This is a genomic window from Mesorhizobium sp. ORM8.1, assembly GCF_053005525.2.
In genome coordinates, this window is record NZ_CM132600.1 from 6,009,102 (window position 1) to 6,023,863 (window position 14,762).

The 14,762-nt window shown below is 61.9% G+C and carries 12 protein-coding genes; 10 read left to right on the plus strand and 2 right to left on the minus strand.

What is annotated here, in order from left to right:
- Window positions 1–218 precede the first annotated feature (218 nt).
- The 8 genes from ACVDG8_RS30120 (at window position 219) to ACVDG8_RS30155 (ending at window position 9,207) form a co-directional block, all read left to right on the plus strand.
- A complete protein-coding gene (locus ACVDG8_RS30120; RefSeq protein ID WP_447251702.1) occupies window positions 219–1,892 on the plus strand; it encodes an aromatic/alkene/methane monooxygenase hydroxylase/oxygenase subunit alpha in 1,674 nt (557 codons plus the stop codon).
- A gap of 54 nt (window positions 1,893–1,946) precedes the next feature.
- Window positions 1,947–3,008: a 2Fe-2S iron-sulfur cluster-binding protein gene (locus ACVDG8_RS30125; RefSeq protein WP_447251703.1), complete on the plus strand. Its 1,062-nt coding sequence runs from the start codon at window positions 1,947–1,949 to the stop codon at window positions 3,006–3,008.
- Window positions 3,009–3,056: 48 nt separating this feature from the next.
- Window positions 3,057–4,115, plus strand: coding sequence for an aromatic/alkene monooxygenase hydroxylase subunit beta (locus tag ACVDG8_RS30130; RefSeq protein ID WP_447251704.1), 1,059 nt, complete (start codon window positions 3,057–3,059; stop codon window positions 4,113–4,115).
- A 17-nt stretch (window positions 4,116–4,132) separates the two neighbouring features.
- Window positions 4,133–4,504, plus strand: coding sequence for an MmoB/DmpM family protein (locus ACVDG8_RS30135; RefSeq protein WP_027045792.1), 372 nt, complete (start codon window positions 4,133–4,135; stop codon window positions 4,502–4,504).
- Between the two features lie 73 nt (window positions 4,505–4,577).
- Window positions 4,578–5,600 (plus strand): amidohydrolase family protein, encoded by a 1,023-nt coding sequence (locus ACVDG8_RS30140; protein WP_447251705.1) that lies wholly within the window; start codon window positions 4,578–4,580, stop codon window positions 5,598–5,600.
- A gap of 5 nt (window positions 5,601–5,605) precedes the next feature.
- Complete coding sequence (locus tag ACVDG8_RS30145) at window positions 5,606–6,403, plus strand: iron-sulfur cluster assembly protein (RefSeq protein ID WP_447251706.1); 798 nt, start codon at window positions 5,606–5,608, stop codon at window positions 6,401–6,403.
- 77 nt (window positions 6,404–6,480) lie between these two features.
- Window positions 6,481–8,112, plus strand: a complete 1,632-nt coding sequence (gene groEL, locus ACVDG8_RS30150) for a chaperonin GroEL (protein ID WP_455707350.1) — start codon at window positions 6,481–6,483, stop codon at window positions 8,110–8,112.
- A gap of 51 nt (window positions 8,113–8,163) precedes the next feature.
- Window positions 8,164–9,207: an NAD(P)-dependent alcohol dehydrogenase gene (locus ACVDG8_RS30155; RefSeq protein WP_447251707.1), complete on the plus strand. Its 1,044-nt coding sequence runs from the start codon at window positions 8,164–8,166 to the stop codon at window positions 9,205–9,207.
- Between the two features lie 91 nt (window positions 9,208–9,298).
- On the opposite strand, the gene ACVDG8_RS30160 is transcribed toward ACVDG8_RS30155, so the two are convergent.
- Both ACVDG8_RS30160 and ACVDG8_RS30165 read right to left on the minus strand, forming a co-directional pair.
- Window positions 9,299–11,377 (minus strand): sigma-54-dependent Fis family transcriptional regulator, encoded by a 2,079-nt coding sequence (locus ACVDG8_RS30160; protein WP_447251708.1) that lies wholly within the window; start codon window positions 11,375–11,377, stop codon window positions 9,299–9,301.
- A gap of 86 nt (window positions 11,378–11,463) precedes the next feature.
- Window positions 11,464–11,937 carry a hypothetical protein gene (locus ACVDG8_RS30165; protein WP_447251709.1) on the minus strand — a complete coding sequence of 158 codons (474 nt, stop codon included), beginning with the start codon at window positions 11,935–11,937 and terminating at the stop codon, window positions 11,464–11,466.
- A gap of 863 nt (window positions 11,938–12,800) precedes the next feature.
- Between ACVDG8_RS30165 and ACVDG8_RS30170 the strand changes: the two genes are divergently transcribed.
- On the plus strand, window positions 12,801–13,505 hold the full coding sequence (locus ACVDG8_RS30170) for a Crp/Fnr family transcriptional regulator (protein ID WP_447257137.1): 705 nt from the start codon (window positions 12,801–12,803) through the stop codon (window positions 13,503–13,505).
- Window positions 13,506–13,809: 304 nt separating this feature from the next.
- Complete coding sequence (locus ACVDG8_RS30175; protein WP_447251710.1) at window positions 13,810–14,097, plus strand: hypothetical protein; 288 nt, start codon at window positions 13,810–13,812, stop codon at window positions 14,095–14,097.
- The last annotated feature ends 665 nt before the right edge of the window (window positions 14,098–14,762 follow it).

Consider the following 14,762-nt stretch of genomic DNA (forward strand, 5'->3'; position numbering starts at 1 on the left):
AAGCAGAACCGCTTCGATACGCCCATCGCGCATGCGGTCGGCGCCGCGGATCCCTGCCAGACGCCTCGAAACCTTTGCCCCGATCCACTTGAACGGCCGGACCTCGGGTCGCGCCTCGATGCGCAACGCTTTGTCATGCCGCTCGCATTCTCACTGGCGGTGCTTTGCCGCTTCATGCCGGGGTCAAGCGACCCACGGCTCAAACCTGGTGGAGGCTTATGACCATGACGTCTCTGACGCTCAACAAGATTACCTCGCAACGCGGAATTTCCGTCGGCGAGGCGACCAAGAAGATTGCCGATCTCGGCTGGAATCCTTCCTACGTCCAGGAAGCGATGACGTTTCCGACCGACTACAAGATCAACAAGACGCCGCGCGACCCGATGAAGCAGGTGTTGCGGTCCTACTTCCCGATGCAGGAAGAGAAGGACAACCGCGTCTACGGTGCCCTCGACGCGGCGTTGCGCGGCGACATGTTCCGCAATGTCGAGCCGCGCTGGGTCGAGTGGATGAAACTCTTCCTGGCCATCATTCCGTTCCCGGAGATCTCCGCCGCCCGCTCGATGGCGATGGTCGCCCGCATCGCGCCCGGCGAGGAGCTCAGAACCGGCTTCACCATGCAGATGATCGACGAGTTCCGCCACTCGACGATCCAGATGAATCTGAAGAAATGGTACATGGAGAACTACATCGATCCGGCCGGCTTCGACATCACCGAGGAAGCCTTCGGAAAGTGCTACGCCACCACCATCGGCCGCCAGTTCGCCGAAGGCTTCATCACCGGCGACACCATGACCGCCGCCTGCATGTACCTGACCGTGGTCGCCGAGACCGCCTTCACCAACACGCTGTTCGTCGCCATGCCTTCGGAAGCCGCCCGCAACGGCGACTATGCGCTGCCGACCGTCTTCCTGTCGGTGCAGTCCGACGAAAGCCGGCATATCGGCAACGGCCACTCGCTGCTGATGGCAGCACTCAAGGAGCCGGAAAACCATCTCTTGCTCGAGCGCGACCTGCGCTACGCCTTCTGGCAGAACCACGCCATCGTCGATGCGGCTATCGGCACGTTCATCGAATACGGTACCACCAACCGCGACAAGAACAAGGAATCCTACGCGGAAATGTGGCACCGCTGGATCTATGAGGACTACTACCGCACCTACATGCTGCCGCTCGAGAAATACGGCATCAAGGTCCATCACGACGACGTCCAGGCGGCCTGGGAGCGCATCACCAAGAAGAACTACGTCCACAAGGTCGGGCAGTTCTTCGCGGTCGGCTGGCCGGTCAATTTCTGGCGCATCGAAGCCCAGACCGACAAAGACTTCGAATGGTTCGAGCACAAGTACCCAGGCTGGTACGCCGAGTTCGGCGACTTCTGGAAATGGTACGCCAAGCTCAGCCACAAGGGCGAGAAGGTGCTGCTGTTCAACAGCGACGTCGGCTACGTCTATCCGCACCGCTGCTGGTCTTGCCTCGTTCCCTGCCTGATCCGCGAGGACATGGTGGTCGGCGAGATCAACGGCGAACTCTACACCTTCGCCCATGAGCTCGACCGCTGGACCACGATGGTCGCCTTCAACGACGAGTATGAGGGCCGTCCGACGCCCGCCATGGGCCGCTTCAGCGGCAAGCGCGAGTGGGAGACGCTCTATGACGGCTGGGACCTGGCCGATGCCATCAAGGACCTGAACTTCGTCCGCTCCGACGGCAAGACGCTGGTCCCGCAGCCGCATCTGCGTTTCGACGACAAGGAGATGTGGACGCTCGACGATGTGCGCGGCAACACGCTCGGATCGCCGCTCAACGCGCTGCGTGGCATGTCGCCCGCCGACCGTGAGAAGCATCTGGCGGAGTACCGCGCCGGCTTCACGATCAATCCCTGCAACTGATCAGGCCAAAAGGGGGCGGGTTCGTCCCGCCCCTTCCTTTCACTGGAGGTCCGTATGTCGGAAACCCACACGGTCAGGCTCAGCCCTGTCGGCGTCGAATTCGAGGTCGAGAATGGCGAAACGGTGCTCAACGCCGCATTTCGCCAGGGCATCGCCCTGCCGCACGGCTGCAAGGAAGGGCAATGCTCGGCCTGCAAAAGCGTGTTGCTCGAAGGCGAAGTCGACATGCTGAAATACTCGACCTTCGCACTGAACGACATGGAGAAGGAGAGCGGCCACGTGCTGTTGTGCCGCTGCATCGCCTACTCCGATCTGGAAGTCGAGCTCCTCAACTACGACGAGGAGATTCTGGCGAAAGCGATCGCCGTGAAGACGTACAAGGGCCGGATTGCTCGCATCGAGCAGCTGACCCACGACATTCGCGGCATCGAGATCGAACTCGGCTCCCCAATGAAGTTCTGGGCGGGGCAATATGTCGACATCACGGTTACCACGCAAAAAGGGGAGACGATTACGCGCTCGTTCTCCATGGCAAATACGCCGGACCAAGCCGAAAAACTCTCCTTCATCATCAAAAAATACCCTGAAGGAAAGTTCTCAGGCGAACTCGATTCCGGAGGCATCCGGGCCGGAGCCGAAGTCACCGTCGTCGGACCCTACGGAACCTGCTTCCGCCGCGATGAACGGCAAGGACCCCTGATCCTGGTCGGCGCCGGCTCGGGCATGTCGCCGATCTGGTCGATCCTCAACGACCATCTGAAGAGCGGCGAGAAACGTCCGGTCTATTTCTTCTACGGCGCCCGCACCCGCAACGACCTGTTCTATCTCGACAGGATCGCCGAGCTGGTCGGCAATCATTCCGACGTCACCTTCATTCCCGTGCTGTCGCACGCCAATGACGACGCCGAATGGCAAGGCGAGCGTGGCTTCGTGCACCAGAGCGTCGACGCCAAGCTCAAGCAACTGGCGGTCGACGGGCAGGGCGATGTCCATGCCTGTGGCCCGCCGCCGATGATCGATGCGCTGCAGCCGGTGCTGTTCATGAACGGCTTCGAAACCGAGCGGATCTTCTTCGACAAGTTCACCACATCGGCAGGTGCAACGCCGGCCCATTGAGGGGCGGCCGCGCCGAGCCAACCACAACTGCAACAAGGGAGAGAGACTATGCCTGCAACCTCGAGTTCAGTCGGATCCGGAGCCGCCGGTGCTGCGATCTTCGCCGACTCCGACAGCCGGAAATACCGGTATTTCGAGCCGAAAGGCCAGCGTGCCACACACTATGAGGACATGACGGTCGACGTTCAGCCCGATCCGGAACGCTATTTGATCCAGAACTGGATCATCTCCTTCGCCGACGGCAAGGGCGCCTATGTCAAGCAGAACACCGCCGCCCAGAGCTCCAACTGGCATGCCTTCCGCGCTCCCGACCAGGAGTGGGAGCGCACGCATTACCAGCGCCAGTCGAAGATCGAGACGATGGTGCAGAGCGTCATCAACAATGCGCGCAAGTCGGGCGCGCCGAAAACCTTCGACAAGGCCTGGGTCAAGATCCTGCAGTCGCAACTCGGCGCCTGGAAGCACGCCGAGTTCGGGCTCGGCACCTCGCTGATGCAGGCGCAGCGCTACGGCTACACCCAGATGATCAACAACGCGACGCTGACCAACTCGTCCTACAAGCTCAGGCTTGCCCAGGACATCACGCTCTACCTTGCCGAGATCGGCATGGACCTGCCCGGCTGGGACGATGAGCTCGGCAAGAAGGCCTGGCTCGAGGACAAGAACTGGCAAGGCACGCGTGAAGCGGTCGAGACCATCATGGGCGCGACCGATTATCTCGAGCAGTATTTCGCCATCAACATCGTCTTCGAGCCGCTGGTGGGCGAGGTATTTCGCTCCGGTTTCCTGATGCAGATCGCTGCCGCCAACCACGACTTCATCACGCCGGCGGTGATCTCGGCGGCCGAGGCCGACTACGAGCGCAACCTCGCCAACGCGATCGACCTCATCCACATGCTCGCCAACGACGAGAAGCATGGAGCGGCGAACAAGAAGCTGTTCCAGGGCTGGGTCAAGAAACACGGCGCGCTCGCCGACAAGGCAGCCACCGGCCTGCAGCCGATCTGGTCGATGCCGCATTCCAAGCCGGTCGCCTTCGCGGACGTCCGCGCCAAATCCGAGGAACGGATTGGCCAGATCCTCGGCGAACTCGGCCTCAAGCGCTGAAACAGGGAGAAATCGTCATGTCACTATCTGCACGCGACGCAACGCATTCCAACATCTTCAAGGCGATGAAGGACATCACCTTCGAGCAGACGATTTCGCATCAGTGCGGCGTCACCATGAACGATTCGGTCGAGGCACGCGCCATCGCCGAATTCATGGGCCAGAAGCCGGGGGTGACCATCACCTACCAGCCGGCGCTGATCCGCATCGACGGCGACGGCAAGCTGATCTTCAAGATGGATGCGATCGGCGAATATCTCGGCCGCGAGATTTCCGCCGAGACGTTCGAGGTCAACACCTCCACCCATTACGGCCGCATGGTGCGTGTCGACGACAACACCGTGATCCTGTTCGGCAACATGGATGAGATGTTCGAATACATCGAATAGCCGCCACAAAAATCCGGCGCGCCGCCAAGTGCGGCGCGCCCAACCGATCAACGCGATTGCTGCGGAGGCAACCATGTACAGAACACCGGAAGGCAAGGACATTTTCGTGGTCGACGGCCACACCCATTTCTGGGACGGCAGCCCGGAAAACCAGAAGAACATCCACGGCAAGCAGTTCATCGAGTGCTTCTATGCCTACCACACCGGCTTGAGCCCGAAGGAGCAGCTGTGGGAGAAGAGCAAGTTCGAGAAATACAGCGCCGACGATCTCTATCGCGACCTGTTCATCGACGGTCCCGACGATGTGGCGATCGTCCAGTCGACCTATCTCAGGGATTTCTACAAGAACGGCTTCAACACCATCGAGCGCAACGCCGAGGTGGCCAAGCGCTACCCCGAGCGTTTCATCGTCAACGGCGCTTTCGACCCGCGCGACGGCGAGAAGGCGCTGGAATACATCCACTTCCTCAAGGAGACCTACGACGTCAAGGGCGTGAAGATGTACACCGCCGAATGGAACGGCGCCTCCAAGGGCTGGAAGCTCACCGATCCCGATGCCTACAAGTGCTTCGAACTCTGCGACAAGCTCGGCATCAGGAACATTCACGTTCACAAGGGGCCGACGATCATCCCGCTCTCGAAGGATGCGTTCGACGTCCATGACGTCGACCACGCGGCGACGGATTTCCAAAACCTCAACTGGATTGTCGAGCATTGCGGCCTGCCGCGCCTCGACGATTTCTGCTGGATCGCGACGCAGGAAACCAACGTCTATGGCGGGCTGGCCGTGGCGCTGCCCTTCATCCACGCACGTCCGCGCTATTTCGGCGAGGTTATCGCCGAGCTGTTGTTCTGGCTCGGGCCGGAGAAGATCCTGTTCGGTTCCGACTACGCGATCTGGACGCCGCGCTGGCTGGTCGAGAAGTTCTGGGCCTACCAGATACCAGAGGATATCGCCGCCGAACGCGGCGTGCAGCTGACCGACGAGATCAAGGAGAAGATCCTCGGCCTCAACGCCGCGCGGCTCTACGACATCGATATCGAAGCCAAGAAACAGGCGCTGGCCAGCTCGCCCTTCAGCATCGCGGCGGAGTAGGGGCCATGGCAACCGCCAGCGTTTCCGGCGACTGCCAGAAGGAACTCTGGCGGCGCCTTGGTGAGGTCAACGACCCCGAACTCGACGAACCCATCACCGAGATGGGTTTCGTCGAGCGGGCGGAGGTGACAGGCGATGGCAGCGTGGAGGTCGATTTCCGCCTGCCGACCTATTGGTGCTCGCCCAACTTCGCGTTTCTGATGCTGGATGGCGTGCGCAAGGCGCTCGACCAGCTCTCCTGGGCGCCGGCCTATCGCGTCAAGCTGCACGACCACATGTTCGCGGAAGAGGTCAATCGCGGCATGGCGGAAGGCAAGACGTTCGGCGACATCTTCGCCGTGCTTGCCGAGGACCAGGATCTCGGCGGCTTGCGTGAAACCTTTGCGATGAAGGCCTTCAAGCGGCGCCAGGAAGCGGTGTTGTGCGGCCTCAAGGCGCACGGCCTGACCGATCGGGAAATCCTCGGCATGGACCTGCCGGCATACGACGTCGCGCGGTTCGAGCCGGGCGAGGCGGCCAAGCAGAAGCCGCGATACCGGGCGGCGCTGATCGAGCGGTTTCCCGACCTCCGGGCAGGCGATCCTGTGTTCGTGACCTGGGAAGGGGAGCGCATCCCGCCTGGCGCACTCAGTGCCCATCTCGCCGAACTGCGCGGCGTGCGTATCAACATGGAGTTCAACGGCGCGCTGTGCCGGGGGCTCAAGCAGACCAGATACAAGGAACTGGATGTCGTCGACGGCGAACCGACGCTGGTCGATTTCATCATGGATCGCGTGCCGGCACGAAGCACGCCGACTGCCTGAAGCAGAGCTGACAGCAACGGCCTCCCTTGCACGAGGCCCCTAACCAACAACCCGCCCGTAAGGCGGAAGGAGGAATCATGCCCAAGATAATGCTCCACAATTCGGACGCCCGGCGTGCGCTCGCCCGCGGTGTCTTCCGGCTCGCCGCTGCGGTCGAGCCCACCCTCGGCCCCAAAGGCATGAATGCCATGATCGACCGGCCGATCGGCACGCCGATGGTGACGCGCGACGGCGTCAGCATCGCTTCCGAGATCGAGCTGCACGACCGTTTCGAAAACATGGGCGCGCAGGTGGTGCGCGAAGTGTCGATGCAGACCAACGAGGTCGCCGGCGACGGCACCACCACGGCCATCGTGCTCGCCAACGCGCTCATCCAGGGTGGTGTCGAGGCGAATGAGCGCGGCGTAAAATCCGTCGATCTGTGCAAGGGTATCGACCTTGCCGTGGCGGCGGTGGTGGCGGCGCTGAAAGCTTCGGCCAAGCCGGCCAAGGGCAACGGCATCCTGGCCTCGGTCGCCAACATCGCGGCGACCAACGCCAAGCTTGGTGCGCTCGTGGCTGAAGCCCACCAGCGCGTGGGAGCCGAAGGTGTCATCACCACGGACTTCAGCGTCACCACCGAGACCACGCTCGATGTCGTCGAGGGCATGTCCTTCGAACGCGGCTATCTCTCTCATCACATGGTGACCGATCAGGAGAAGATGGAGGCGGTTCTCGAACGGCCCTACATCCTGATGACCGATCTCAAGATCAAGGAGCCCGGGCAGCTCGATGCGGTTCGCCGCATCGCCGACGAGGATGGCCGGCCGCTGCTGATCGTGTCCGAGGAGATGTCGCCCGATGTGGTGGTGACGCTGCTCGGCAAGCAGGGACCGGGCCGGTACCTCGTCGTCCATCCGCCGGAATATGGCCATTGGCGCAAGGCGATGATGGAGGATCTGGCCATCATCACCGGTGGCAAGGTGATCGCGCGCGATCTCGGCGGTCGGCTCGAGGATATCACCGCCGACGATCTCGGCACGGCCGACCGGGTGAAGACCAGCTCGTCCTACACCTCGATCATCCGTGGTGGCGGCGACCATGCCGCGATCGCCTCGCGCCGCGCCCAGGTGCAGCGGCAGTACGAAGCCTCACAGCCGAACATCGACCAGGACAAGCTGCGCGAACGCCTGGCCAAGCTCTCCGGCGGCACCGCGATCCTCTATGCCGGCGGCGTCACCCCGGTCGAGCAGAAGCGGACCATCCAACTGATCGAGGATTCCTTGAATGCGGTGCGCGCCGCCTCCGAGGAAGGCGTGGTCGCCGGCGGCGGCTCGGCACTCGCCCAGATCGCGCCGTTGCTCGACAAGGTCGCGGCTGGCGTCGACGGCGATGTCGCCGAAGGCGTGCGCCTGGTGCGCTCGGTGCTGTCACGGCCGCTGTGGCGCATCGCCGCCAATGCCGGTGCCGATCCCGAAGCGGTTGTGGTCGAGGTCACCCGCATCAATGGCGGCTACGGCTACAACGCATCGACCGGCGCCTATCAGAACATGTTTGAGGCAGGGATCATCGACCCGGTCCGCGTCACCTACACGGCGCTCGCCAACGCGGCTTCCGTGGCGACGCTGATCCTGACCACCGAAACGCTGATCGGCGATCTTGCCGAGGACGAGGATCCGACGGCCGGGCCGGCGCGTGGTGGCGGTTCCGAAAAGCTCGGCCGCGCCTAGCAATCCAAACAATCTCGACCCAGACAATCTCTACATTGAAGGGATACGACGATGAAAGCTGCCAGACTCTACGAATACGATCCGAAGATGAACGTCCAGCTTAGGATCGAGGAGGTCAAGGCGCCGACGATCACCGCGCCCGACGAGGTGATCGTGCGGGTCGGCGCCGCCGGCCTCTGCCGCACCGACCTGCACATTATCGAAGGCGTGTGGAAGCCGACCATGGACCCAGAAGGCACGCTGTTGCCCTACATCATGGGTCACGAAAATGCCGGCTGGGTCGAGGAGGTCGGCAGCGGCGTCAGGTCTGTCAAGCGCGGCGACGCGGTGATCTGCCATCCCTTCCGCTCATGCGGCATCTGCCTCAACTGCCGCCATGGCGAGGACATGTATTGCGACAACGGCCAGTTTCCCGGCCTCGGTATGAATGGCGGCTTCGCCGAGTACTTCATCACCAGCGAGCGCTCGTTGATCAAGCTCAATGCCAACATCACGCCGATCGAGGTGGCGCCGCTGGCCGATGCCGGCATCACCGCCTACCGCGCCGCCAAGCGTGCCGCCAAGCTGCTGCGACCAGGCAGCTATTGCGTGCTGCTCGGCATAGGCGGGCTCGGCCACATCGCGCTGCAATCGCTGCACGCGATCTCGGGCTGCCGCATCATCGCCGTCGACCGCGAGCCGGCGGCGCGGGTGCTGGCCAAGGATCTGGGCGCCGACTTTGTCCTCGATGGTGGACCAAACGTCGTCGAGGAGGTCGCCCAGATCACTGGCGGCGGCGCGCATGTGGTCATCGACTTCGTCGGTGAACTCGGTGTCGAGAACATCTGCTGGAAGATGGTGCGCAAGGGCGGGCAATTGTTCGTCGTCGGCTATGGCGGCAATATCAACGTGCCGACCGCGCATCTCGTCATCGAGGAGATCAACATCGGCGGCAGCCTGGTCGGCAATTTCACCGAGCTTGTCGAACTGATGGAGCTCAACGCCGATGGCAAGGTGAAGATGCACTACACCGAGTACAACCTCGCCAGCATCAACACCGCGCTCGACGATTTCAAGAACCGCCGTTTCACCGGCCGTGGCGTCATCGTCCCCTGACGCGTCCGGAGGCAGGCCGCCGGCCTGATCGATCGGCCACAATTCCCGCAACCCATGGCGCAAATGCCATGGGTTTCGTTTGTGCCGCGTTTCAGAGGAAGCCGCGCCGGATGCCGTATTGGCCGAGCTTGCGATAGAGCGTCGGCCGCGAAATGCCGAGCCGTAGCGCAACCTTGCTGAGATTGCCGCTCTCCGCGACAAGCGCATTCTTGATCGCCTGGCGTTCGGCATCCTCGAACGAGCACACCGGTGCTTCGAGGATAGCCGTGGGATGGTCGCTATGCGTGGCGATGCTGTTGCGATTGTCCTCGCTGATTTCGCTGGGAAGGTCCTGCAATTCAATCGTGCCGCCGCGCGCCATTATGTGCAGGCGCTCGACCAGGTTCTTCAGTTCGCGCACATTTCCCGGCCAGCGATAGGCCAGCAGCGCGTCGAGTGCTTCGTTTGAAAACTCGAGCGGATCATTGCCGGCCCGCGCCGCAATCTGCCGGTTGAAATGCTCGATCAGCAGCAGCACATCGTCGCCGCGTTCGCGCAGCGGCGGGACATGGATCGAGACAGCGCCGATGCGGTAGTAGAGGTCGCTGCGAAAGCGTCCGGCCGCAACCTCCTGCTTGAGGTCGCGATTGGTCGAGGCGACCAGCCGCACGTCCACCGGCCGACCCCTGGAGTCGCCGATGCGGTGGACCACGCGCTCTTCCAGGACACGTAACAGGAAGGGCTGGATTTCGAGCGGCAACTCGCCGATTTCGTCGAGGCTGAGAACGCCGCCATTGGCGAGTTCGAAGATGCCCGGCTTGCCGTCCCGCGAGGCGCCGGTAAAGGCGCCGGCGACGTGGCCGAACAATTCGCTGCCGAATAGGTCCTTGGTGATCGCGCCACAGTTCATGGCGATGAACGGGTCGTTTTCGCCTCGACGGCTGTCGGCATGGACAAGCCGTGCGAACAGCTCCTTTCCAACGCCGGTTTCGCCTTCGATCAGCAACGAGGTGACCCCGTTCGACCCGGCTACCCGGGAGGCGATATCGACGGCGGCCAGCAATTTTTCGCTTTCGCCGACGATCATCGCCGCGGCTGCCCGCAGGTGCTTGTTCTCCTCCCGACGCATCACCGTCACGCTGGAGATGGCCGGCACCGACGGAAACACCAGCGCCGCGCCGCGAAGGTCGCCGTCGAGCTTCAGCGGCGTGACGTGGCAGGAGCGAAGATGCGGCGGCAGCGCGTTGGCGAGATCGGTGTCCGAGCCGGAGGCCGGCAGGTTCATCAGCCAGCGGCCGCGGCCTGGCTCCATCGGGCCGTCCATCATCTCCGTCGTGTCGCCATTGGGCACGTTGTTGCAGAAGATGGCGCGGCCGCGATGATCGACGATCACCAGCCCGTCCTTGCGGCGGTAGCTGGGCGCCGAGGAAATGAAGGCTTCGAGCAGACGCGTGCGCTGTTCCTGCTGCTGTTCGGCCAGCGCCTTTTCGATCTGCCTGGCGGTCGCGGCGACAAGTGCGGTGTTGTGCGGCCGGAAGATCGGCGAATAGCCCGACAGGTCGACAACGCCGATGATCTTGCCGTCCAAGGGATCTCGGATCGGCGCGCCGGCGCAGGTCCAGGATTTGATGCCGGCGCAGAAATGCTCGGCCGCATGCACGAAAGTCGGCTCGCCGGTCCAAAGTGCTGTACCGATGCCGTTGGTTCCGACGGCGCCCTCGTTCCATTTGCCGCCGATGGCGAGGTGGATGTCCATGCCGTCATGCAGCGTTTTCTTGTCGCCGATGGCATCGATCAGCACGCCGTCGCTGTCGGCCAGAACCAGCATCGCGCCTGTCCCGTCCAGCAACTGGCCAAGCGAGGCGAACGACCGGCGCGCCGCCGAAAGCAGTTCGGCATTGGCGCGGGTCAGATATTCGATCTCGTCGCGATCGCTGCTCAGCGGCGCTTCGATGCCTTGCGCGTTGATGCCGCCGGTGGCGCTGCGGTACCAGGAATCGTGAATCAGCGAGCGGACGTGGACCGGATCGCGCGCGGATGTCGGCTCGTCGGAAAGAAAACTCTCCCAAGCGCGCATGGTGGCGCGCTCATCATAGTCGATCCTGTCCAGAACCATTCGTCCGGTGGCCATCGACGCATGCGTCGCAAGCACATCGGTTTTCATCGGATTGGGGCCGCTCGCGTGTCTCATTCAGCCATCACAGTACCTTTTGAGGTATGCCATTTCTGTATGCTGTCGCGGGTTGGGCGTGCGCAGCGACACCCAGCAGCCTGCCGTCAGTCGATGCCGAGTTTCGCACCGATGTCGGCTGCAAGCTGCTCCTCGGTGTAAGTCGCAGTCAGCCGGGACCCGTCCAGCGCGGCAAGTGCCTCGGCGATCGTTTCATCGACCGGCGAGAAAAAGCCGTTCTGCTTCGTTGCCAGAACGAAGATCTGCTCCCCGTTCCGGGTGCGGACGTCGCCGATATGATGAAGCTGGCGGCCCGTATTCTGATCCTTCGAGATCACACGGCCGTTCATGGTGACGCGAATGGACGGGCTCGCTTCGGTGGCGGTTGCAGTGCTGCCGCCGACATGGATGATCAGGCCTTCCGCCTTGGGTTGCTGGCGCGGCTTCCTCGAAGCCGAATAGCCGCCGCCGCTGATCTGGTCGGCAATGCGCGTTATGGTGGAGCGGTTCTGCTCGATCAGCCGCTTGACCTGAACATCCTCGCGCCGGGGGCCATCCCGCTTGGAGATGATTTCGACCATGAATCCTCCCAGATTCGCTGCGCGTTGCCGTCGATACGGCTCATTCTTCTTTTAAGACGAACCCTACACCGCCTCGGTGAAGGCCGCCATTCATATCACACACATAGCGCCAAAAATCGGGTCGTTGGTAGCAGGCGGCTGCTACACGGGATTTCCGGTATTCGGATGCTTCGAGTAATGCCCGAGGATCAGGCTGCCTTGCTCTGACGTCACCGGGCCGAGAGCGCGATCGATGTCACGGACTTGCCGCGATCCGGGCACGAAAAGAGACACGGGCGTCACGAAACTCACCATTGCGCCGTGGCCTTCACCGTCACATGTCCGATTTCAGGGTGTCGCAGAACTCTCCCAATTCAGCTGCGATCTGAATTGACTCGCAAAGGTCTGTGCGAAAGCGTACACATAAAAATCGTCAGCAGCGCACTCCGGGCGCCGACGCTTGGGAGCGACCATCGCACTCCTGCCCATCATGAGGCATAGGATGTCATGGCGAAGGAACCCGAGCGCGCCAGTGCGACACACCACGCGGCGCGGATTTGCGCGGGATTCAGGCGCCACCGAACAGCGGATACGCGAACTGATATCGCTGATCGGGTTCGTCCGTGCCTCTATCCCGCGGGAGGCCGGTCTTCTGGCGAATGATGGTTAGCCCGCGAAAATTTAGGGTCTTCTACAGCAGTAACTGTCGGTTTCATACCAACGCGCTGGCCCACCTAGTGCTCCGCGAAGCTCGGTCTATGGTTCGTCACCGTCCGCTCGTTCGACGGGCGCGGCCGGCTAAGAGATTCCAGTGCTCTTGCCCACAGGGAGAGAGTCTGGTGGATCAACCGGTCCTGCGAGCCAAAAGTGAATTGTTGCGCCGGATGAGCGCGAATGATTTTGCGCTGTTGAAGCCGCATCTCGATCGCGTTTTTCTGGAATTGCGGGCGCCGCTGGAGACGGCGGGTCAAAAGATCGAAGCGGTCTATTTTCTTGAAAGCGGGCTGGCATCGGTGGTGGCGAAGACGTCGACGACGACTGAAGCCGAAGTTGGAATCATCGGGTTCGAAGGCATGACCGGGTCGTCCCTGATCATGGGGGATGACCAGGCGAATTTCGATTGCTACATCCAGTCGACGAGCGAGGCGGTTCGAATACATGCGGGTCCGTTCGCCGAAGCCTTGGAGGCCAGCTCAACCTTGCGGCCGTTCCTGCTGCGCTATGTTCAGTATCTCCACGTCCAGACGAGTTACACCGCATCGGTCAACGCGCGGCAAAGCCTTGAAGTCCGGCTGGCGAGATGGCTGCTGATGTGCAGCGACCGCACGGTCGGCGACAGGCTTGTGATAACGCATGAGTTTCTCTCGATCATGCTTGGTGTCAGGCGCCCCGGCGTTACCGTTGGCCTGCAGATGATCGAGAGTTATGGCTATATCCGTGCCAGACGTGGAGAGATCACGATCCGCGACCGCGACGGACTGCTGAAATTGGCGCGCGGATCTTATGGCCCCCCCGAGGCCGAATACCGCCGGCTGGTGGGTGACCTTGGTTCAAAGAACCCTGCAAGGCAGGATCGGCCTCTCGTTTGAGCGTCGTAGGACACTGCAGAGACGCCTTGGCCAAGTTCGCGCCGGGAAGCGGTGCCACCGAATTGTCGAAGGGCGACGCTCGGTCTTCCGCGCTTGCGGCAAATATCCGGCGAATACGCGAAAACGGCCGACGCGATACTGTCCGTTGAGACAGTGAAACGCGCGTCGGCCTTGCGGCCCAGGGAAGCCGCCTCGCCAAGCTAGCGCCCGCAAAACGCAGGCAATGACGCTCCGCAGCTTGGTTGGAAACGTACAATCAAAAGCTATTGAAAGTTGAATTACGCCGGACTTAATCTCAAAGGTCATGTCAAGCCAGATGCAGAAAAGCGGATGCCTCGGGCCGCAAGAGTTGGCCCTGTGCCAGCGCGTGTTCAATCAGATAAGCAGCGATGCCAGTTGGCAACGTGACGCATTCGATCCCGAACTCCTGGCTTTGAAAATCCTGTACGCCTTTCAAGCCGGACCGCAGGAGACGGAGGCGCAATTGCTTGCCTATATCCGGTCCTGCTGCGCCGATTTCACCAAGTCGGTCGTCAAGGATAGCGACCAGGAAGGCGCTGCTTCATCTCTTCGACACGATGGGATCTCATAAGCACGCCTTTCCGGGAAAGTGTCACCTCTATTCAAACGCGGCTAGCCAAGAATTGTACGAAAGCGTACAGTCCTGCAATCGCCAGCAACTAAGTGGGCGCTGACGCTTGGGGAGCGACCATCGCACTCCTGCCCCAGACGACGGAGGCTGGAGTGCGGTGGCGCTGCAATCGGGACAATCGGGTTTCAGCGAACAAGCCATAGCTGCGCTCGCCCGCGAGTCCGGAGCTTCAGAACAGCAGATCAGGGAGATCGTTTCGCTGGTCGGCCATGATCGGGCGTCGATCCTGAGGGAAGCGCGGCTTGCGGCTCGCAACGCAAGCACAACTTGGCCTGACGGCGGCTCCTAGGGCAATTCCAGAAAAGTGTTAGCGGTTTTCCGCCAAAGCCTCAGAGCATTTCATGGTTTTCGTAAAACGCTCTGTCGCGAAGTGGCCGACGCGATGATGCCGGTGAGACATCGTCGCCTAAGTCTCGCGCCGGCCACTGCGGCATCGTTGGGGATGCCGCGTCGCCAATCTAATCCTCGCCGGACGAGCGGCAATAAGGTTCCCCGTTTGGTAAAAATCGTACGAAACCGCGATCGCGGCTTCGGCATCTTGTCGTCGCTGGGGTGCTAGTCTAGTCACCTCAGGGCATGATTGGTGGTCAGTGCAGCGAACAATC

What these genes read in the sequence shown, in the direction of transcription:
- ACVDG8_RS30120 (WP_447251702.1), top strand. Translation starts at nt 219, where the DNA reads ATGACCATGACGTCTCTGACGCTCAACAAGATTACCTCGCAACGCGGA.
- ACVDG8_RS30125 (WP_447251703.1), top strand. Translation starts at nt 1,947, where the DNA reads ATGTCGGAAACCCACACGGTCAGGCTCAGCCCTGTCGGCGTCGAATTC.
- ACVDG8_RS30130 (WP_447251704.1), top strand. Translation starts at nt 3,057, where the DNA reads ATGCCTGCAACCTCGAGTTCAGTCGGATCCGGAGCCGCCGGTGCTGCG.
- ACVDG8_RS30135 (WP_027045792.1), top strand. Translation starts at nt 4,133, where the DNA reads ATGTCACTATCTGCACGCGACGCAACGCATTCCAACATCTTCAAGGCG.
- ACVDG8_RS30140 (WP_447251705.1), top strand. Translation starts at nt 4,578, where the DNA reads ATGTACAGAACACCGGAAGGCAAGGACATTTTCGTGGTCGACGGCCAC.
- ACVDG8_RS30145 (WP_447251706.1), top strand. Translation starts at nt 5,606, where the DNA reads ATGGCAACCGCCAGCGTTTCCGGCGACTGCCAGAAGGAACTCTGGCGG.
- groEL (WP_455707350.1), top strand. Translation starts at nt 6,481, where the DNA reads ATGCCCAAGATAATGCTCCACAATTCGGACGCCCGGCGTGCGCTCGCC.
- ACVDG8_RS30155 (WP_447251707.1), top strand. Translation starts at nt 8,164, where the DNA reads ATGAAAGCTGCCAGACTCTACGAATACGATCCGAAGATGAACGTCCAG.
- ACVDG8_RS30160 (WP_447251708.1), bottom strand. Translation starts at nt 11,377, where the DNA reads ATGAGACACGCGAGCGGCCCCAATCCGATGAAAACCGATGTGCTTGCG.
- ACVDG8_RS30165 (WP_447251709.1), bottom strand. Translation starts at nt 11,937, where the DNA reads ATGGTCGAAATCATCTCCAAGCGGGATGGCCCCCGGCGCGAGGATGTT.
- ACVDG8_RS30170 (WP_447257137.1), top strand. Translation starts at nt 12,801, where the DNA reads ATGAGCGCGAATGATTTTGCGCTGTTGAAGCCGCATCTCGATCGCGTT.
- ACVDG8_RS30175 (WP_447251710.1), top strand. Translation starts at nt 13,810, where the DNA reads ATGTCAAGCCAGATGCAGAAAAGCGGATGCCTCGGGCCGCAAGAGTTG.